The organism is Nocardia sp. FBN12, assembly GCF_050320175.1.
Classification (GTDB): domain Bacteria; phylum Actinomycetota; class Actinomycetes; order Mycobacteriales; family Mycobacteriaceae; genus Nocardia.
On the sequence record NZ_CP190048.1, the window covers coordinates 4,065,662 to 4,084,247 of the forward strand.

An 18,586-nucleotide genomic window follows, 5' to 3' on the forward strand; every position below is an offset into this window, starting at 1 on the left:
GCGCCTAGGACGTGGCTGTCGCGAGGATTCGGGCGATCTCGGGGAGAAGTTCGGGTGTGGCGAGTTCGTCGGAGGTCGCGTCGAGGACGAAGCCGGTAACCGGGCCCTCGACGTAGGGGCGCCAATTGCGCACCGTGGCACCGGGATCGAGGCGGTCGGTGCCGTCGGGCTTGCGGCCCGCGATGCAGACGGTGAGGTCGCCGGGGAGCCAGGAGGGCCGGTAGCCGGACACCATGCGCGCGGCTGTGGTGCTCAGGTCGGCGATGCGGTCGAGATCGCGGCCGGGGAGGTCCGTCGTTCCCGCGAGGCCGAACAGCGGGGCGAATCGGTCGGCGGACAGCGGTGCGGGGGTGGGACCCGCCGGGTCGGTGGCGAGGACGACGACGCGGACCTGTTCGCCTGCCGCGCGAAGTCGCACCGCGACTTCGTGGGCGACGAAACCGCCTGCGGACCAACCGAGTAGCTGGTACGGGCCGCGCGGGGCGATACGGCGGATCTCGGCGAGGTAGCGGGTGGCGTATTCGCGGATCGTGCGCGGTCCGGTGCTCGCCTGCAGGCCGTAGATCGGGACCCGGGGCTCGAGATGGGTGACCAGACCCGCATAGTTCCAGGCCAGCGATGCTTCACCGGCCAGACAGAACAGGGGCGCGCCGTCGACGTAGGTGGTGCGCGGGCGGATCGGCAACACGATATCGGTCGCCGCGGAGTCGGCGCGCTCCTCGTCGACGGCGGATTCCGCCGCGCAAGCGTCGGGCCGGTCAGCCGTCCATCCGCAGGCAGACGGCTGGCCTGCCGGATCGTCGCGAGTGCTCACAACAGATGATACGTCGTACGAAACCCCTGGCAGCCCAATACTTTCGGGGGCAATCGCTGCCGACCGACTTCGCATCAGAACTCCTTCGCCGACCCGACCACAGATGGTGTGAGTTCCACTGTCGTGCAGGAAGGCCGCGGCCCCAAGCGACCCCGGGGCCCGATCTCACCCACCCAGGTGGCGGTGAACCCACCCTAGGTGTCATCGAAGGGAGGCCGCGAACACCTGTCCGGCACTAGTAGGTGTTCAGAGGGAGGCTGCGGACTCCTGACCACAGGTCGTCGATCAGGCGCTCGTAGCTGTCGGCGAGGTCGTCGAGGCGGACCCACTCGTCGTAGAAGACCGATTCGGGGGCACCTGCCAGGGCGACGAACGTCTGAGAGCAGTGTTCGGCGAGGCGGTCGACCAGGCCGCCGAGGGTTTCGCAGTGTTCGTCGGCCGCGGCGGGCGGCACGGGGGCGGCCAGGATGACCCAGCGGTCGATCGCGCGCATCAGCTGGGCGCGACGACGGTCGATGCGCTCGGACTCGCTCAGCGGGGTGCGCTCGCGCAGCTGGTGCAGCAGCGCGAGCTCACCAGCCGCGTCGAGAAGGGGGTGGTCATCGTGTGGCAAACCACGGAAGGCCGCCAGGAGCACATCGCGGCCGGGCAGCATCGCCTCTCGTGCCGAATGCCACATCTCACCGCTCCCCGTCGAACGGCCGACGTCAACGCGCGCAACCTTCATCTGGCACACCTCCGGCTCGGGCACGACACCCCGGTGGAGGTGCCACAGCGTGCGGACGGAACGGCCCCGAACCCGCGCGGATCGCACATATCCGGCAACCATTTCGCCACCAACTGTCCCTCACAGCGCACGTGGCGGAAGCACTTTGCCCACCGGACACTTGCATTGTCCGCTCCGCCGCCTTGTCCGCTCCCCCGCCTGTCCGCGCATTCAGGCCAGGCGTGGGAGCGGGTCCCATGGTCTTCCTACTGCACGCGCAGGCTGCCGAACAGGCCGTCTTTTTCGTCTTCGGGACCCGCGGTGAAGTAGAGGGCGTTCGCGTCGCCCTGGCTTTCGCCGTTGCCGAACATCAGTGCCCACAGGCCCGCGATCTCGACCGGCTTCGCTTCACCGTCGCGCAGGTAGTCGACGAAGGTGCCAGTGGTGTCGTCGTAGGCGAGCACGCGGCCGAGCCCGCCGAAGTTGCCGATCAGCAGCTTGCCCGACAGAGCACCGAAGTTCGACGGCGCGATCGCCACACCCCATGGCGCGTTGAGCCTGCCGCCGTCGTCGATGATGCGCACCAGCTTGCCCGCGCCGTCGAACTCGGCGACCTTGCCCCGGTCCGGTGTGCCGTCCGAGGCCTTGTCCTGAGCGGCGTCGAGCGAGACTTCCGCGCCCTTGTCGAAGGCTTTCGGGTCCGCCTTGCCGGGCGCCGTCATGGCGTAGGACACGAACACTCGGCTACCGAGCGTGGTGATGTTGAACGGCGCCGGATCGCCGGGCTTGGCCTTCTTGCCCTTTTCCGGCGAGGACGCGTCGATCACCTCACCGGTGGCGAACGGGTTGGCGAAGCCGGTGGTCGCGACCGGCTGCCAGTTCTTGTCGAAGGTGCGGACCTGCGGATCTGCGCCGAAGTCGGCTGCCAGCAACTTGTCACCCGAGGGGGCAAGCGCGATGCCGAAGAAGGCCATGCCCGCCGCGGTTCCGTCGAACACCTGGTTCGCGCCGCCGTCGCGACGCACGATCACGCCGTCGGGAGCCTGCTCGGTCCAGGCGGAGATCTTGCCCGAATCGGTAGCGAAGATGAAGCGCGCGGAACCGCCGAGCGGAACCGGCATGCCGTCCACGTCGACCCACTGGTCACGCACCACGAACAGATCCGAGGTGATCGGCGCCGGGTTGGACACGACGCCGGTGGTCTTGCCGATGCTCTTGTCGGAGGTGTCGGCATCGGCGCCGGGAATGCCGACAAGCTTGAACTGGTCCTGAGTCAGCTTCTGCAGCTTGGGATCCGAGGACGACTGCACGTCACCGAGGAACTGGAACGACTTGCCGCCCGCACCGACCCAGAAGTGCCCACCCGTGCCGTTCGGCCGATCGGCCAGGCCCCAGGCGTTGACCATGCCCGGCACCGTGAACTGGGCGTGATAGGAGTCCTTGTCGGCAGCCAAGTTGGTCTGGCTGTAGCGGTTGCCGTCCAGCGCGGCCACGTCGTCGGTCGAGGGCTCGGCGTTCGAGCACGCCGCGGCGAGCAACACGGCCGCGCCGAGTACCGCACCGCGCACCAGCCCGGACCGCACCCCGCGGGCGCCCCTCACATGTCCGTTCACGTTCTTTTGTCCTTTCGACCCTCCGCCGGACGGCGTTCAGGCGAAGGTGACCTTATCGCGGCTGATGCGCCGGTGTGCCGTGACCGCCGCCGGAACCGCGGGGTTAGGCTGTCGGCCGTGGTCGAACCCTCCCCCAACATCGCCCCGCATCCCGACATCGCCGCTCTGGCACCACTACTCGGTACCTGGCGCGGCCGCGGCAGGGGCGAATATCCGACGATCGAGTCCTTCGACTACGTCGAGGAGATCACCTTCGGGCACCTCGGAAGGCCGTTCCTCACCTACCGGCAGAAGACCAAGGCGGGCTCCGACGGTCGCCCACTGCACGCGGAGACCGGCTACCTGCGCAGCCCGGCGCCCGGCCGGGTCGAACTGATCCTCGCCCATCCGACCGGAATCACCGAGATCTGCGAAGGCACGATCACCGAAACGGTCGACGGAATTCGCCTGGAATTGAACTCCACGAATATCGGTCTGAGCGAATCCGCGAAGCGGGTTACCGCGGTCGGCCGATCGTTCCATGTGACCGGCGACATGATCGAGTACACACTGCGGATGGCGGCTGTCGGCGAATCTTTGCAACACCATCTAGCGGCAACTCTGCAACGCGGCTGAGTCACGTGTAATTCGGCAATTTACCCGAACATGACCCCTGATCAGCGCATTTGCGCGATCGAAACCGATAATTCACCTTTTCATCACGGTGCGGTAGCGGTTGTGTTCGAACACGCCCGCACATAGGGCAACAATTGTGTGTCGCTTACTGACGCCGCCTGTTGCCGCAGTAACCATCGTTCTACGGTTATGCATCAGCTAATCCCCAGACAATCGAACGACTGCCCCGCGAACACGTCGAAACCCTGAATGAGGGAGACGAACTATGAGGCGTTCCACTCTGATCTTGACCACTGCGGGGATGATCCTCGGCGGCGCGGCCGCCATCGACGTCCTCGACGGCGCGGCCATGGGGGCCGCGCCCGAGCCCGTTGTCAGCTACAACGTGCTGCACGACACGGCGTCATCCCATACCGAGAGCACGTCACTCGCGGTGGTGCGGGGTCTGCTGGCGACTCAGTAGCCTGCGGGCAAGGCGGCGAACATATCCCGGGTGGTGGCGACCGCATTGTCGGAGCTGCCGCCCTTGACCAGCAGTGTCGCGAACGCGATATCCCCGCGATACCCGATGAACCACGAGTGCGAACCCCCGTCGACCTCGGCCTCGCCGGTCTTGCCGTAGACCTCGCCCTGATCCCTGATGCGTTCGGCCGTGCCGCCGGTGACCACCATGCGCATCATCGAACGCAGTCCCTCGACCACCTCCGGCGCGATCGCGGGCCGCTCACCGGTGACCTCGGTCGGCCTGCCCGCGATCAGATACGGCACCGGCGCGCTACCGTGCGCGACCGTCGCGGCCATCACCGCCATCCCGAACGGGCTCACCACCACTCGGCCCTGGCCGATGCCGTCTTCGGCGCGCTGGACGAGCCCCTCGGCTTTCGGCACCGAACCGGACATCGTCGGCAGACCTTCCACGTTGTAGTCCTGGCCGACGCCGAGGCGCGCCGCCGCCTCGGTGAGCGCATCGGGTTCGAGTTTGCTGGCCAGCCTGGCGAAGGTGGTGTTGCACGAGCGTTCGTAGGCGGTGGCCATCGGCACGTCGCCCACCGTGAACATGTTGTAGTTGGGGATCGTGCGTTCGCCGATGATGGTGCTGCTCGGGCAGGCCAGCACGGTGTCGGGTGTGGCAAGGCCCGATGCCATCGCCGCCGACGCCGTGACCGTCTTGAAGATCGAGCCCGGCGGGTACTGGCCGCTGGTGGCCACCGGGCCGTCGCGGTCGGCGAACTTGTTCTGGGCCACCGCGAGGATCGCGCCGGTCGACGGGCGCAGCACCACCATCATGGCCTGCTCGGTGCGCAGATCGACGGCGTGCTGGGCGGAATTCTGGACGAATCGGTCGATGCTCAGCGCGAACGAGGGCGCGGGTTCGGCCGCTTCCTCGTGCAGCACAGCGAGATCGGCGCCGTCGGCATTGCGGGTGACCACGCTCCAGCCCGCCTTGCCGTCGACCTCGGCGATCACCGTCTTGCGGACCTGGGTGAGCAGGTCGGGCGCGAACTTCCGGTCGGTGGCCACCATGTCCCACTCCTGGGTCAGGGTCACACCGGGCAGGCCGATCAGTTCGCCACCGATGGTCTCGGCCTCGTATTCGTTGAGCAGGATCACAGTGTGCGCGCCGTCGGTTTTGCGCGCCGCGGCGAGGATGGACTGCGGGGTGTAGGCGACGGGGTCGATGCGGCTCAGCGCCGCGGCGAGCGCACCGGCGACGCGGCTCGGGTCGGGGGCGTCGGCCACGGTGAACTTCACCCGCGAGACCTTGCCGGGCACGAGCACGTCACTGCCCGCCGCCTCGTTCACCCTGGCGCGCGGCGCGGGGCGGGTGCGCAGCTCCATGCTCTGGGTGTCGCCGAGTTCGGGGTGGATGTCGGCGGAGCTCCAGCGCACCAGCCAGCGCCCGTCGCTACGGCCCATCTGCAGTTCGCCGGAGTAGGTCCACTGGCGGCCCTTGGGCAGGGTCCACTCGTAGGTGTAGTCGACCGTCGCGGTGTCGCCGTTGACGCGCGCGTCGCCGGTGCGGATCGACAACTTCTCCGCCTGCAACGCCTGCCACGTCGAAGTCAGTGCCGCCGTTGCCTTCTCGGGTGCGGTGGTGAGCGCCGCGGCCGCGGGGAGATCGTGTTCGGCGAACGCCGCCGCGAAGGCGTCGGCGGCGGGCACCGGCCCCTGGGCACCCGAAGAACAGGCGGTCGCCGCAACGGCGAGGGCGGCCACCGCGCACGTGGTGAGCATCCGTGTCCTCATCGGCACCGATCGTAGCGGCGAACAGCCCGCTGACCTCGGCGCAACACGGTGTCGCCCTTACGGTTTGCGGCCGCCTCGATCTGGACTGACCGGAGGGTGCGACGAAGGAGTACCCGGAGGGAGGGAAGATCGAGGGAACAGGCCGCAAACCCGCGGCACCAGCCGCAAAAAACTCAGTCCACCAGGACAGTTGCGAAGGTGGCGATCTGGCGGAAACCCACGCGGCTGTAGGCGCGGCGGGCGATGCGGTTGTAGTCGTTGACGTAGAGGCTGGCCGTACGGCCTGTTGCCACAACAGCATTGGCGACCGAGGCGGTGCCCGCGGTACCGACGCCGGCACCCCGGTATTCGGGATGTACCCACACGCCCTGGATCTGGCCGGTGCGCCGCGACAGCGCGCCGATCTCGGCCTTGAAGACGACCTCGCCGTCTTCGAAACGTGCCCAGGCCCTGCCGGATTCGATGAGACTGTTGATCCGCCGCCGGTAGCCGCGGCCGCCGTCGCCTGCGCGCGGGTCGATGCCGACTTCTTCGATGAACATGGCGATCGCGGCGCTCAGGTAGCGGTCGATCTCGTCGGGCCGTACCCGGCGCACGCCCCCGTCGGCGCGCACGGTGGCGGGTTGGGCGAGTGCCAGCAGCGGTTGGTCGGCGCGCAACTCCCTGGCGGGACCCCACGACGGAAGCAGCATCTCCCACAGCGGGAGGGCGAGTTCCTGCCTGCCGACCACCGAGGAACACACCCGTGGCCAGCGGCCTGCCCGATCGGCGAACGCGCGTAAGGCCTGCTGGTCACCGCGGAGCGGAACCAGATTGGCACCGGAGAAACACAGGGAGTCGGCCGGTCCGCCGCGACTCCACAGCTCACCGACACCACTGCGCGTATCGAGCCCGAATTCCTGCACCCGGGCGGCGATCATGCACGACGCCACCGGGTCGGCGTCGAGGACGCGCAGCACTTCGCCGAGATCTCGCACGGCCACCGGGCGCGCGGGAGCGGTTTTGGACCGTCGCGTCGGCTCCAGCAGACTCCGCACGGCACCAGCCTGCCACGAAAGCACGCCGAGCGGTACGGGTCCGCCGAATCCGACGCCTGACCGAGAGTTGCCCGGCTCAGCTGACGGTGACGACCGGTTCGCCGCCCGGCTGCTCGCCCATCTCCTCGGCGATGCGCATCGCCTCTTCGATCAGGGTCTCCACGATCAGATGCTCGGGCACGGTCTTGATGACCTCGCCCTTGACGAAGATCTGGCCCTTGCCGTTACCGGAGGCGACTCCGAGGTCGGCCTCACGAGCCTCGCCCGGCCCGTTCACGACGCAGCCCATCACCGCGACGCGCAGCGGCACTTCCAGGCCGTCCAGACCGGCGGCGACGGCGTCGGCCAGGGTGTACACGTCCACCTGGGCGCGTCCACACGACGGGCAGGACACGATCTCGAGCTTGCGCGGGCGCAGGTTCAGCGACTGCAGGATCTGGCTGCCGACCTTGATCTCCTCGGCGGGCGGGGCCGAGAGCGAAACGCGGATCGTATCGCCGATGCCCTCGCTGAGCAGCGCGCCGAAGGCGACCGCCGACTTGATCGTGCCCTGGAACGCCGGGCCCGCCTCGGTGACACCGAGGTGCAGCGGGTAGTCACTCTGGGCGGCGAGCTGGCGGTAGGCCTCGACCATGATCACCGGGTCGTTGTGCTTGACCGAGATCTTGATGTCGCCGAAGCCGTGCTCCTCGAACAGGCTCGCCTCCCACAGCGCCGACTCCACCAGCGCCTCTGGCGTTGCCTTGCCGTACTTCTCGAGCATCCGCTTGTCGAGCGAACCGGCGTTGACGCCGATGCGGATCGGGATGCCCGCGGCGCCTGCGGCCTTGGCGACCTCGCCGACGCGACCGTCGAATTCCTTGATGTTGCCCGGGTTCACGCGCACCGCGGCGCAGCCCGCGTCGATGGCGGCGAAGATGTAGCGCGGCTGGAAGTGGATGTCGGCGATCACCGGGATCTGCGACTTCTTCGCGATCGTGGCGAGCGCGTCGGCGTCTTCCTGACGCGGACAGGCAACTCGCACGATGTCGCAGCCCGAGGCGGTGAGCTCGGCGATCTGCTGCAGGGTGGCGTTGATGTCGTGAGTCTTGGTGGTGGTCATCGACTGCACCGAGATCGGCGAATCGCTACCGACGCCGACATTGCCGACCATCAGCTGGCGGGTCTTGCGCCGGGGTGCGAGAACAGCAGCGGGGGCGGCTGGCATCCCCAATCCGATTGTGGTGGTCACGTTCGGCTGCCTTCTTTCGTACGGTTCTCGGATTGACCGGGTGTATGTTGCCGAGCTTAGTCGCGCGGAGTGACCCGCCGCCCTGTGAGGGCCACGACAGTGAATGCATCGCGGTTTTCGGCCGCCCCGGATCCGAGGGGCGAGACGGAACGCCGCAGGCGCGGTATCGCCCCTCGGATTCGGGGTGACGAGGCCGAAGACCCGCGGCGACAGCCGCGAATGTTACCGCAGGCTGATCGGGTTGACGATGTCGGCGGCCAGCGTGAGCAGCATGAACGCACCACCGATCACTACTGCCACATATGTCAGCGGCAACAGCTTGAGGTAGTCGACCGGGCCCGCGGGGGCCTTGCCGAACCAGCCTCGGATCGTGTTGCGGACCTTCTCGTAGAGCACCACCGCGATGTGACCGCCGTCGAGCGGCAGCAACGGCAGCAGATTGAACGCGCCGAGGAAGAAGTTCAGGCTGGCCAGGATCATGATGAACATGCCCCACAGGCCACGCTCGGCGGTCTCGCCACCGAGGCGGCTGGCGCCGTAGACGCTCACCGGGGTCTCCGGGTCGCGCTCGCCGCCGGTGACGGCTTCCCACAGTGCCGAGACCTTCTGCGGCATCTTCGCCAAGGACTTCACCGTCTCGACGAAGAAGTCGCCGGTGAACGAGATGGTGGCCGGGATCGCCGCGATCGGGCCGTACTGCTTCGGCTCGGCGTAGTCGGGACCGACCCCCACCGCGCTCACCTCACGACTCGGGCCTTCCTTGGGCGAGCGCACGACCCGCTCCGGGGTGACCGGAACCGTCAGCGTGGTGCCGTCGCGTTCGATCGTGTAGGTGAAAGTGCCGGTCTGCTTCTGGGTTTCGGCCTGGAACTGTGCCCAGGTGCTCACCTCGACGCCGTTGACGGCCTTCACCACGTCACCACGCTGCAACCCGGCGCGCTGGGCGGGGCCGTCGCCGGTGCAGGGGGCGAGGGTCTTCTCCGGGGTCTCCTGCGCGACGCAGCTCATGGTGCCGAGCGCGGTGGCAGGCGGCTGCTCGAGCTGCGGCAGCCCCCAGCCGATCGCCAGGACCACCAGCAGGATGAACCCGAGCAGGAAGTTCATGCCGATGCCGCCGAACATCACGACCAGGCGCTTCCAGGTCGACTGGCGGTACATCGCCCGGTCGACTTCCTCCGGCTCGAGCTCGTCGAGCGCCGTCATGCCCGCGATATCGCAGAAACCGCCGAGCGGCAGCGCCTTCAGGCCGTACTCGGTCTCACCGCGACGGAACGAGAACACCTTCGGCCCGAAGCCGATGAAGTAGCGACGCACCTTCATGCCGGTGGCCTGCGCGGTCCACATGTGCCCGCACTCGTGCAGCGCGATCGAGATCGTGATACCAAGGGCGAACAGAGCGAACCCCAGCGCGAAAACCATGTTCTCCCTGCCGTGTTTGTTGGCGGCCGAACGAGCGAGTCAGGACGCGATGATCTTCGCGGCGTACTCCCGTGCCCAGCGGTCGGCCGCGAGGACGTCGTCCAGGGTATCCGGTTCGGCGTGCCAGCGGTCGGCGGCCTCTACCGCGCGGGTGACGGTGCGCACAATCATGGGGAAGGTGATCTCGCCGTCGAGGAAGGCTTGGACGGCGACCTCGTTGGCGGCGTTGTAGACCGCGGTGACGCTGCCGCCCGCTTCACCTGCCTGCCGGGCCAGGCGGACGGCGGGGAAGACCTCGTCGTCGACCGGCTCGAAGGTCCAGGTGGACGCGGTGCCGAAATCGCAGGCGGCGGCCGCACCGGGGATGCGGTCGGGCCAGCCGAGCGCCAGGGCGATCGGGAGTTTCATGTCAGGGGGGCTGGCCTGGGCGAGGGTCGAGCCGTCGGTGAAGGTGACCATCGAGTGGACGATCGACTGGGGGTGGACGGTGACGTCGATGCGGTCGTAGGGCACACCGAACAGCAGATGGGTCTCGATCAGTTCCAGTCCCTTGTTGACCAGCGAGGCCGAGTTCAGGGTGTTCATCGGGCCCATCGACCAGGTCGGGTGGGTTTTGGCTTCGGCGGGGTTCACGGATTCGAGCATCTCGGTGGTCCAGCCGCGGAACGGCCCGCCCGACGCGGTGAGGACGAGGCGATCCACCTCCTCGGCGCGACCGCCACGCAGGCACTGGGCCAGTGCGGAATGCTCGGAATCGACGGGCACGATCTGACCGGGTGCGGCCGCGCGCGTCACCAGGGAACCACCCGCCACCAGGGATTCCTTGTTCGCGAGCGCGAGGCGCGTGCCCGCGTGCAGAGTGGCCAGCGTTGGTTCCAGACCCAGCGAACCGACCAGCGCGTTGAGCACCACATCGGCCTCCGTGCGGCGGACCAGCTCGGTGGCCGCGTCGGGTCCGCCGAGTTCGAGATCGAGCGCCTCGGCGGCGGCGGGGTCGGCGACGGCGACATTGCGGGTGCCGGTCGCCGCCATCTGCTCGGCGAGCAGGGCGGGATTGCCGCCCCGCGCCGCCAGGCCGACCACCTCGAAGCGGTCGGGGTTGGCGGCGATCACCTCGAGCGCCTGGGTACCGATCGAACCGGTACTGCCGAGAAGCAGCACCTTCACCCGATCGGTGGACGGGGAACTGTCGTGCGTGGCACGCGTTGCGGGGTGGGACACGGGCCCATTGTGGCAGGGCTGCTGGCTACGACGGACGGTCGTATGCCACGATATGCTCACTCGCCCAACCAGAACTCGAGCCCTTAGGAGCGATCGTGGCAGCCACGGACCTCGATAAAGCCAGCACCGAGCGTGCCGTCGCCACCAGCGTCGACCCCGCCGAGGTGCCCTCGGCAGCATGGGGCTGGAGCGGTGAGTCGCGCAAGACCTTCCGCATCGCGGGTTGGGTCGTCGTCGTGGCTCTGCTCGGGATGACCATCGGCAACCACCAGGGTCACGTCGAGGACATCTTCCTCATCAGCCTGGCCGGTCTGATGGCGCTCATCATGATCGTCGATTCGCTCACCCAGCGGATGCCGAAGTAGCGCTTCGACTACCACAACGTCCACGCCTGCGGCAATCACTGTGCGCCGCAGGCGTTTTCGTGTATCAGCGGCCGCGCCGGGCCGGTTTGCGACCGCGCGCGACCGGCTTCTTCGGCGCCGGTTTCCTGGCCGCGGGTTTCTTCGCCGCGGGCTTGCGAGCGGGCGCCGCGGTGCGCTGTTCCGGTTCCGCCACGCCGCCGCGCGAGCTGTTGGCCGAGCGGCCGCGCACGATGCCGACGAACTCCTCGAGCAGTTCGGTGTCGGTCCCGGTCGGCCAGGCCAGCGCGATCTCGGTGAACTCGGTGTCGCTGATCGGGCGGTAGACCAGGTCGCGGCGGTGGTGCAGGCGAGCGATCGACTGCGGCATGATCGCCGCGCCGCCGACCGCGGCGACCAGTGCGAGGGTATCGACGGCCTGATCGAGATCGGCTGCCTCCTGGACCGTTTCGGCGGCCAGATCCGCGGGGCTGATCGAGTCGAGCAGCGACAGCGCGTCGTCCTTCTGCACGACCACGACCGGTGTCTCCTGCCACAGCGGGATCGCGTTCGTCGCGGTCCGATCGATGGGCAGCCGCACGAAGCACACGTCGACGCGGCCCTCGCGCAACGCCGACTCCTGCTCACCCTGCGCGACGCCGACGACCTCGAGTGGATGGTCCGGCAGTCGATCGCCCCAGATCCGCGCCCACTTCGACACCGTCACCCCCGGCACGAAACCCACCCGCAGGCTCGCGGGGGCGTCGGGCTTCTGCTCCCGCTCGGCTTGCTCCTGCGCCCTGATCAGGTCTCTGGCGCGCACGAGCAGGGCGTTGCCGTCGTCGGTGAGCTGGGTGGGCGAGGCGCCCGGTACGAAGACACGGGTGCCGAGCTCGGCCTCCAACTCGATCACCGTGGCGCTCAGTGCCTGCCGTGGAATCCGCAAGGCCTTGGCGGCGCGCGCGAAGTGCAGCTCCTCGGCGACAGCGACGAAACGGCGCAACCGGTCGAGGTCGATGGTGTCGGCGGCGGTGACGTCGAAGTCGCTCATTCTGACCAGAATATGGCACCCGCCGATCAGCCCGGTGCTCCGATCACAGGTTTGCCAGCAGCGCGATCACTCCGGCGATCACGATGACCACGACCACCAGGACCACGTAGGTGCCGAGTGCCGATCCCCAGCCGCCGCTCTGCGGTGGCGGATTCGGGATCCGGGCCGGCTGCTGCCAGTACTGCGGCTGTGGCGCGTACTGCGGCTGTGGCTGCGGCATCCGCGGTGGCATCGGCGGCGCCGGGTTGTACGGCGGGATCGGCGTGCCCGTCGAGCTCACCGGGCGCATGGGCGACATGCCGACGAACGGCTGAGCGTGCGCACCCGAGGTCGGCCGGGCGAGCGGGCTGGCACCGGTGGTTCCGGTGCGGACCGCTCGCTGCGCGGCTTCCACGAACTCCTCGCACGAGGTGAACCGGTCGGCGGGTCGCTTGGCCAGCGCGCGGGCCATGACGGCGTCGAGCACCGGCGGCAGGCCGGCGCGACGCGGACTCACCGGCGGCGGGGGCGACTGCAGGTGTCCGGTGATGACGGCGGCGGGGCTGGTCGATTCGTAGGGCGCGCTGCCGGTCAGCAGTGTGTACAGCGTGCACGCGAGCGAGTACTGGTCCGCGCGGTGGTCCAGTGCCGCGCCGGTGAGCTGCTCGGGCGCGGCGTAGGCGAGCGTGGCGGTGAACGAACCGGTCTCGGTCAGGTGGCCCGAGTCGTCGCGTAGCCGCGCGATCCCGAAGTCGGTGAGGTACACCCGCTTCTGGCTGCTGGAACGCGCCAGCAGGATGTTGGCGGGCTTCACATCACGGTGCAGCACACCCGCGCGATGCGCGTAGTCGAGCGCGGCGGCGGTCTCACCGATGATCTGCAGCGCCCGGTCCGGCGGCAAGCTGTGCGGATCCAGCGAGGAGGCATCGATCCCGTCGATGTACTGCATGCTGATCCACAGCTGATCGCCCTCGACCCCGCGGTCGAACACGGTCACGATATTGGGATGATCGAGCTGGGCGACCAGATCGGCTTCCCGTTCGAACCTGGCCCGGATCTCCTTGTCGGAGAACAGTTCCCGATTCAGCAGTTTCAGCGCGGTCCACCGGGGCAGCCGCGGATGCCTGGCCAGATACACCGACCCCATACCGCCCTGCCCGAGCTGCCGGTCGATCGTGTATCCGGCGAACACCGTCCCGTCAGAAATCACTCTGACCCCCGAATCTCGCTCAACGTCCGACGGCCTGGACCCTACCAAAACGCCGCTCGCGGCGTTGCGGGCATCGGTGTGTGGGTGAACTCAGCCCAGCGGAAAGCTCGCGACGTCGGCGATCAGGATCGGCATATTCGCCTCCACCGTGAAGCCCGGGTGTGGACTGCTGCCGGAACCGCGGTAGAACACCAGCACCCAGCGGGCGCGGGCCGGTTCGGAAAACGTGGAAACTATGGCGGAGCCGGAATACCGGCCATCGGTCGATTGCTCCCTGCGATCGTCGGTGCGGGTACCGGTCGATGCCTGGCCCCAGTCCTTCGTTTCCTGGCGGAAGCGGGCGACGACAGCAGTGGCGGCCTCGGCCGTGGGGTAGGTGTAGAACACGTAGTGGGTATCGACGACCAGCTCATCCGAGCAACTCCGTCTCGCCTGAAAACCGTCGAATGTCTTCATCCACGGATCGTCGTACCCCTGCGGCTTCAACGATGCCGAGCACTGTCGGTGGTATCCGCGCCCGTCCGCATAGCCCGCGGGAACCATCTGCGGGAAGGCTTCATGCAAGGCATCCAGGTCCTTGTGCCCTCGTGATCGCTGCAAGATGTCGGCGACCGGGGACGTCTCGTCCTGCCACACCCAATACCCCCCGCCGAGCACCGATGCCAGCACGACAAGCAGGACGATCGGTGTCCGGCTGTCCCGCCGCACCGGCATCGGGCGACCTGGGTACGACGGCGCGGGGGCGGCGTATGAGGGCTGCGCGTACCCCGAATACGGTTGGGGCACAGCACTCGGACCGCCAGGGTGGTGATTCGGGTCCGGGAACTGCGGCATCGACCGCGCGGCGAACACCGTTGGCTGCGCGCCGGTTTCGCTCAGCGCCCTTCGCGCCGCGGCAGCGAATTCCGCGCAGGAGTCGAAGCGGTCGACGGCACGTTTGGCCATCGCCCGGGCCAGCACAGCGTCGAGAGCTGCGGGAAGATCTGATCGGCGGGCGCGCAGCGACGGTGGCGGCGAGTGCAGGTGCCCCTGAATGACCAGCACCGGATTGGTCGCGTCGAACGGGGCGACGCCGGTCAGCAACGAATACAGGGTGCACGCCAGGGCGTACTGGTCGACGCGGTGGTCGAGGTGGGCGCCGGTGAGTTGTTCCGGGGCGGCGTAGGCGAGGGTGGCGGTGAACGAGCCGGTCTGGGTGAGGTGGTGGACGTCGTCGCGGGGGCGGGCGATGCCGAAGTCGGTGAGCAGGACGCGTTCTTTGCCGTCGATGTCGGCGAGCAGGATGTTGGCGGGCTTCACGTCGCGATGCAGGACGCCGTTGCGGTGTGCGTGGTCGAGCGCGGCCGCCGTGGCCTCGACGATGCGCAGGGCACGGTCGGCGGGGACGGGGTGTTCGATGGTCGCCGCGTCGACGCCGTCGACGAACTGCATGCTGATCCAGAGGCGGCCGTCATCGGCGCCGCGGTCGTATACCGTGACGATGTTGGGATGCTCGAGTTGCGCCGCGAGGTCGGCCTCGCGTTCGAATCTGGCACGAATCTCGGTGTCGGCGAACAACTCCGGGTTCAGTAGTTTGAGCGCGGTGTGCCGCGGCAAGCGCGGATGCCTGGCCAGATACACCGACCCCATCCCGCCACGCCCCAGCTGACGCTCGATCGCGTACCCGGCGAAGACATCACCTCTCGACAGCATGGTCTCCCCCGTTGTCCGATCGAATCGGTCCCCAGCCGACTCCGGATGCCGGCCGCGACCAACCTAACGCCTACAGACGACGACGGCGCAGACGGCCCGCATCGGCGGACACGGCGGAGCGGACACACCAAGGCCGGGCGTGCGGCGCAGAGCCAGGATGAACCGCCGCGTTCGCAACACCGCGGTCAGTCCTCGACGCGCACGCCCATCGACCGCGCGGTGCCTGCCACGATGCGCATCGCCGCCGCCACATCGGTGGTGTTCAGGTCGGGAAGCTTTCGAATAGCGATGCGGCGCAATTGTTCCCGGCTGAGCGCGCCGACCGATTTGTGGCCGGGCTGTGGGGAGCCCTGCTGGCCGAGGGCTGTGCGGATCAGGGATGGCGTGGGTGGGGTCTTGAGACGCATGGTCCAGCGTTTGCGGGCGTCGATCGTGATGACCGCGGGGATGATCTCGCCGCGTTTGTCTGCCGTGGCGGCGTCGTATCGCCGTTTGACCTCGAAGGGCGCGACGCCGGTGGGGCCGAGCATCTTGCCGAGAACCATCAGCGAGGCGTTGCCGGCTTCGAGCTCGAGAGTGACTGTGACAGAGGCTGTTTCGCGCGCCATAGTCAACGCTCTCGGACGCGCGCGTCGATCCGGTCCCGCGACGATAACGCCTGGGCCGCAACCCGCTCGAGCGGTTCGGTTCGCCTGATCCCGGTTCGCCTGTCAGTCTGTGGGCGTGAAACGTGACGTTTCCGCTCGCCTGGAGGTCGCGGTCCATGCCGATTCGATGCTGCAGTGTCAGATCGCTGTCGCCCGCGGGCCCGGCCTCGACCTGATCGAGTCCATGACGTGCTCGCTCGACGGCGAGTTCCTCACGCCGCGCGAAGTGATCGGCTCGCACGGTTCCCGAATCCACGTGCTCGACGTGCGCGCGGGCACCCTCCGGATCGATTACCAGGCGACCGTCCTCGGCACCGCTTTTCTCGAACCACCGTCGGACTACGACCTCGCGCTGTACCGGCGACCGAGCCGCTACGCGGAGTCGGACAAGCTACTCGGCTTCGCGGCGGCCGAATTCGGCTACGGCATAGCCGATCCCGAGGTAGCCAACCGCGTCTCGTCGTGGATCGGCCGACGGATCACCTACGTCTCCGGCAGCAGCACGCCCATCGACGGCGCGGTGGAGACGCTGCTGTCGGGCACCGGTGTCTGCCGCGACTTCTCGCACCTGATGGTCGCGTTGCTGCGCGCGGTCGGCGTCCCCGCCCGGGTCGCCGCGGTCTACGCACCGGGCTGCGTGCCGATGGACTTCCACGCCGTCTGCGAGGCCTACATCGACGGCCGATGGCGCACCTACGACCCGACCGGCCTCGCGCCACGCTCGAGCCTGGTACGCATCGCCACCGGCCGCGACGCCTCCGATATCGCCTTCCTGGACAACCTCGGCGGCGACATCACCCTGAACTTCATGTCGGTCAACGCTTTCGTGGCGGGTCCACTCCCCTACGACGACTTCATCGCACCGGTCAGCATCGTCTGAGGCCACACAGCATTCATCAGGTGCACACCTGGCGGAGGTACACCTGAAGGGCGCCAACGCGCAGCGTTCATGAGGTGCGCACGGCCGCAGCGAAGGCGGAGGTACGCCTATCGCGAAATTGGGATCGACCGGGACCCGAATACGTTCCGCCGAGGTTAACCCCACGGCGGTCCCGGGAGCCGGGTTCAGCAGGACCGATTAATACGCGGACCAGCGGATGGCCCACGAGGTCTGCCACCGCACCACGAACCTGTTCGTAGCTCTCGACGTAGCCAGCGGATCTGTGATGAGCGAACACGGTCCACACCGTCATCGCCAACATCGCCCAGCCCGATCGAGCACAGCCAGCATTACTACTGAATCACTAACCTTCTAGGTTAGACTTCCAATAATGATTGAGCCGGAGATGGAAGACCCAGGGTATAGGCAGCCCGGTATCCGCCCGGAGCTGGCGCGCCTACCGCTGCGCACGCTCACCGCCCAGCACGTAACCGATATCTACCAGCATCCCCATCAACAGCTGGCGAAACTCGCGGCTCGCGGGCTTCTGCATCGTGCCGTCTACGGCTACTACATCGTCGTACCCCAAGACCGCGTCGACCAGCCCTGGCAGCCCGAACTCGAGGCCGTCGCCGCCGGCATCGCCACGGCGGTGTTCGGTCCCGAACGCGCAATCCTCATGGGTGTCAGCGCCGCCCGGGTCCTCGGCGCAATCCCCCGCGCCCTCGCGGTCGCCGTCGTGGCAGTCCCCAAACAGCGCGCCGCCCTGCAACTCATGGACCGGGACGCCACCGTCCGCTTCGTCACCCGTGACACCGACCGCCTCGATGCCGAACTCATCCGCACAGAACTAGGCCCAACCCTCGCCACCACACCCGAACAGACCGTCCTCGACCTCGCCCACCGACCAGGTCTCGGCGACGCCGACACCGAAATACCAACAGCAATCCGCACTCTCTACCGCCTCTGCGACCCCGACCGACTAACCGAGCTCGCCACCGAACAACGCCTGCGTGCCGCACTTGACCGCGCCGAGGCCATCGTGGAGAACCGGTGACACTCGACCCCGACGAACGCGCAGCGACCGCCACCGAATTCGGAGTTGCGGACGCCCAAGTCGAACGCGACTACCTGATCTCACTCATACTCGGCCATCTGAGCAGCACACATGCCGAATCCCCCATCTTCTTCGGCGGTACCGCACTAGCTCGCACCCACCTGCCGAACGGCCGCCTCAGCGAAGACATCGACCTCATCGCCATTACTCCTCGTTCCCGCCTGGCCGCCGAACTCACGCGCACTTTGCCGCGCTCTGTACAGCGCCAATTCGGCCGACTGGAGTGGGAAACCAGCCTCAGCGCCGTCATCGATACCGAACCGGCCCGGTTGATCACCCGGGACGGCAGAATCGGCCTCAAGATCCAACTACTCTCCAGGACCGGCACAACCCGATGGCCCACGGAACCGCGCCGGCTAACCCAGCGCTACCGCAACGCCCCACCCGCGACCCTGTGCGTCCCCACCCGCCCCGCCTTCGCCACCGCGAAAGCCGTCGCCTGGTACGACCGCGCCGCCCCAAGAGACCTCTGGGATCTCTGGGCCCTCGCCACCATCAACGCTATCGACCATGAGGCCGCCACCCTCTTTCAACGACTCGGCCCCACCAACAAACCCCCACAACCCCGGCAATTCGCCACCGCCCCCAGCGAAGCTCAATGGCATGCACAACTCGCAGGCCAAACCCGACTCGAAGTGACTGCCGCTCACGCACTCTGCCTCGTTCGCGACGCCTGGACGAGCGCCGCACCACCACCGGACCGACAGCGCCCGATGCCGAACTGACCGACCGGCCACGATTTGTGATGAGATCTCGCGATGGAGCC

18 protein-coding genes are annotated in these 18,586 nt (G+C 68.0%); 6 read left to right on the forward strand and 12 right to left on the reverse strand.

All coding sequences use genetic code 11. The annotated features are described in order from the left end of the window. Positions 1-4 precede the first annotated feature (4 nt). From ACQHI0_RS19365 to ACQHI0_RS19375, 3 genes are all read right to left on the reverse strand, one after another. Positions 5-814 (reverse strand): alpha/beta fold hydrolase, encoded by an 810-nt coding sequence (locus tag ACQHI0_RS19365; protein ID WP_427903272.1) that lies wholly within the window; start codon positions 812-814, stop codon positions 5-7. A 235-nt stretch (positions 815-1,049) separates the two neighbouring features. Further along, the gene (locus ACQHI0_RS19370; protein WP_427903273.1) at positions 1,050-1,541 is read right to left on the reverse strand and encodes a hypothetical protein; all 492 of its coding nucleotides are present in this window, start codon (positions 1,539-1,541) and stop codon (positions 1,050-1,052) included. A gap of 245 nt (positions 1,542-1,786) precedes the next feature. Beyond that, positions 1,787-3,133 carry a TIGR03118 family protein gene (locus tag ACQHI0_RS19375; protein WP_427903274.1) on the reverse strand — a complete coding sequence of 449 codons (1,347 nt, stop codon included), beginning with the start codon at positions 3,131-3,133 and terminating at the stop codon, positions 1,787-1,789. A gap of 117 nt (positions 3,134-3,250) precedes the next feature. On the opposite strand from ACQHI0_RS19375, the gene ACQHI0_RS19380 reads away from it, so the two are divergent. Together ACQHI0_RS19380 and ACQHI0_RS19385 are read left to right on the forward strand one after the other, a co-directional pair. Beyond that, entirely contained in the window at positions 3,251-3,748 is a 498-nt protein-coding gene (locus ACQHI0_RS19380) for a peroxynitrite isomerase (protein ID WP_427903275.1), read from the forward strand. Between the two features lie 265 nt (positions 3,749-4,013). After that, on the forward strand, positions 4,014-4,211 hold the full coding sequence (locus ACQHI0_RS19385) for a hypothetical protein (RefSeq protein WP_427903276.1): 198 nt from the start codon (positions 4,014-4,016) through the stop codon (positions 4,209-4,211). On the opposite strand, the gene ACQHI0_RS19390 is transcribed toward ACQHI0_RS19385, so the two are convergent. The 5 genes from ACQHI0_RS19390 to dxr form a co-directional block, all read right to left on the reverse strand. Further along, positions 4,205-5,995 (reverse strand): penicillin-binding transpeptidase domain-containing protein, encoded by a 1,791-nt coding sequence (locus ACQHI0_RS19390; RefSeq protein ID WP_427903277.1) that lies wholly within the window; start codon positions 5,993-5,995, stop codon positions 4,205-4,207. The two genes, ACQHI0_RS19385 and ACQHI0_RS19390, sit on opposite strands and share 7 nt — an antisense overlap. A 173-nt stretch (positions 5,996-6,168) precedes the next feature. Beyond that, a complete protein-coding gene (locus ACQHI0_RS19395; RefSeq protein ID WP_427909226.1) occupies positions 6,169-7,023 on the reverse strand; it encodes a GNAT family N-acetyltransferase in 855 nt (284 codons plus the stop codon). A gap of 85 nt (positions 7,024-7,108) precedes the next feature. After that, positions 7,109-8,263: a flavodoxin-dependent (E)-4-hydroxy-3-methylbut-2-enyl-diphosphate synthase gene (gene ispG, locus ACQHI0_RS19400; RefSeq protein WP_427903278.1), complete on the reverse strand. Its 1,155-nt coding sequence runs from the start codon at positions 8,261-8,263 to the stop codon at positions 7,109-7,111. Positions 8,264-8,485: 222 nt separating this feature from the next. After that, entirely contained in the window at positions 8,486-9,682 is a 1,197-nt protein-coding gene (locus tag ACQHI0_RS19405; protein WP_427903279.1) for a M50 family metallopeptidase, read from the reverse strand. A 39-nt stretch (positions 9,683-9,721) separates the two neighbouring features. Beyond that, positions 9,722-10,903, reverse strand: coding sequence for a 1-deoxy-D-xylulose-5-phosphate reductoisomerase (gene dxr / locus ACQHI0_RS19410; RefSeq protein WP_427903280.1), 1,182 nt, complete (start codon positions 10,901-10,903; stop codon positions 9,722-9,724). 95 nt (positions 10,904-10,998) lie between these two features. Here dxr and ACQHI0_RS19415 point away from each other — a divergent pair, with 95 nt between their 5' ends. Continuing rightward, positions 10,999-11,268 carry a DUF2631 domain-containing protein gene (locus ACQHI0_RS19415; protein WP_427903281.1) on the forward strand — a complete coding sequence of 90 codons (270 nt, stop codon included), beginning with the start codon at positions 10,999-11,001 and terminating at the stop codon, positions 11,266-11,268. A gap of 64 nt (positions 11,269-11,332) precedes the next feature. Here ACQHI0_RS19415 and ACQHI0_RS19420 read toward each other — a convergent pair whose 3' ends face one another. The 4 genes from ACQHI0_RS19420 to ACQHI0_RS19435 form a co-directional block, all read right to left on the reverse strand. Continuing rightward, entirely contained in the window at positions 11,333-12,295 is a 963-nt protein-coding gene (locus tag ACQHI0_RS19420; protein ID WP_427903282.1) for a LysR family transcriptional regulator, read from the reverse strand. A gap of 43 nt (positions 12,296-12,338) precedes the next feature. Continuing rightward, entirely contained in the window at positions 12,339-13,484 is a 1,146-nt protein-coding gene (locus ACQHI0_RS19425) for a serine/threonine-protein kinase (RefSeq protein ID WP_427903283.1), read from the reverse strand. Between the two features lie 90 nt (positions 13,485-13,574). Then, complete coding sequence (locus tag ACQHI0_RS19430; RefSeq protein ID WP_427903284.1) at positions 13,575-15,176, reverse strand: serine/threonine-protein kinase; 1,602 nt, start codon at positions 15,174-15,176, stop codon at positions 13,575-13,577. 185 nt (positions 15,177-15,361) lie between these two features. Then, positions 15,362-15,784: an uL11 family ribosomal protein gene (locus ACQHI0_RS19435; protein ID WP_427903285.1), complete on the reverse strand. Its 423-nt coding sequence runs from the start codon at positions 15,782-15,784 to the stop codon at positions 15,362-15,364. A 115-nt stretch (positions 15,785-15,899) separates the two neighbouring features. Between ACQHI0_RS19435 and ACQHI0_RS19440 the strand changes: the two genes are divergently transcribed. From ACQHI0_RS19440 to ACQHI0_RS19450, 3 genes are all read left to right on the forward strand, one after another. Beyond that, positions 15,900-16,703 carry a transglutaminase-like domain-containing protein gene (locus ACQHI0_RS19440; RefSeq protein WP_427903286.1) on the forward strand — a complete coding sequence of 268 codons (804 nt, stop codon included), beginning with the start codon at positions 15,900-15,902 and terminating at the stop codon, positions 16,701-16,703. 391 nt (positions 16,704-17,094) lie between these two features. Beyond that, positions 17,095-17,760, forward strand: coding sequence for a type IV toxin-antitoxin system AbiEi family antitoxin domain-containing protein (locus tag ACQHI0_RS19445; RefSeq protein ID WP_427903287.1), 666 nt, complete (start codon positions 17,095-17,097; stop codon positions 17,758-17,760). Continuing rightward, a complete protein-coding gene (locus tag ACQHI0_RS19450) occupies positions 17,757-18,545 on the forward strand; it encodes a nucleotidyl transferase AbiEii/AbiGii toxin family protein (protein ID WP_427903288.1) in 789 nt (262 codons plus the stop codon). The genes ACQHI0_RS19445 and ACQHI0_RS19450 overlap by 4 nt, the downstream gene beginning before the upstream one ends. The last annotated feature ends 41 nt before the right edge of the window (positions 18,546-18,586 follow it).

Excerpts from the sequence above, each read along its gene's own strand:
- ACQHI0_RS19370 (WP_427903273.1), bottom strand. The coding sequence starts at position 1,541 with ATGAAGGTTGCGCGCGTTGACGTCGGCCGTTCGACGGGGAGCGGTGAG.
- ACQHI0_RS19390 (WP_427903277.1), bottom strand. The coding sequence starts at position 5,995 with ATGAGGACACGGATGCTCACCACGTGCGCGGTGGCCGCCCTCGCCGTT.
- ACQHI0_RS19385 (WP_427903276.1), top strand. The coding sequence starts at position 4,014 with ATGAGGCGTTCCACTCTGATCTTGACCACTGCGGGGATGATCCTCGGC.
- ACQHI0_RS19405 (WP_427903279.1), bottom strand. The coding sequence starts at position 9,682 with ATGGTTTTCGCGCTGGGGTTCGCTCTGTTCGCCCTTGGTATCACGATC.
- ACQHI0_RS19445 (WP_427903287.1), top strand. The coding sequence starts at position 17,095 with ATGATTGAGCCGGAGATGGAAGACCCAGGGTATAGGCAGCCCGGTATC.
- ACQHI0_RS19420 (WP_427903282.1), bottom strand. The coding sequence starts at position 12,295 with ATGAGCGACTTCGACGTCACCGCCGCCGACACCATCGACCTCGACCGG.
- ACQHI0_RS19430 (WP_427903284.1), bottom strand. The coding sequence starts at position 15,176 with ATGCTGTCGAGAGGTGATGTCTTCGCCGGGTACGCGATCGAGCGTCAG.
- ACQHI0_RS19435 (WP_427903285.1), bottom strand. The coding sequence starts at position 15,784 with ATGGCGCGCGAAACAGCCTCTGTCACAGTCACTCTCGAGCTCGAAGCC.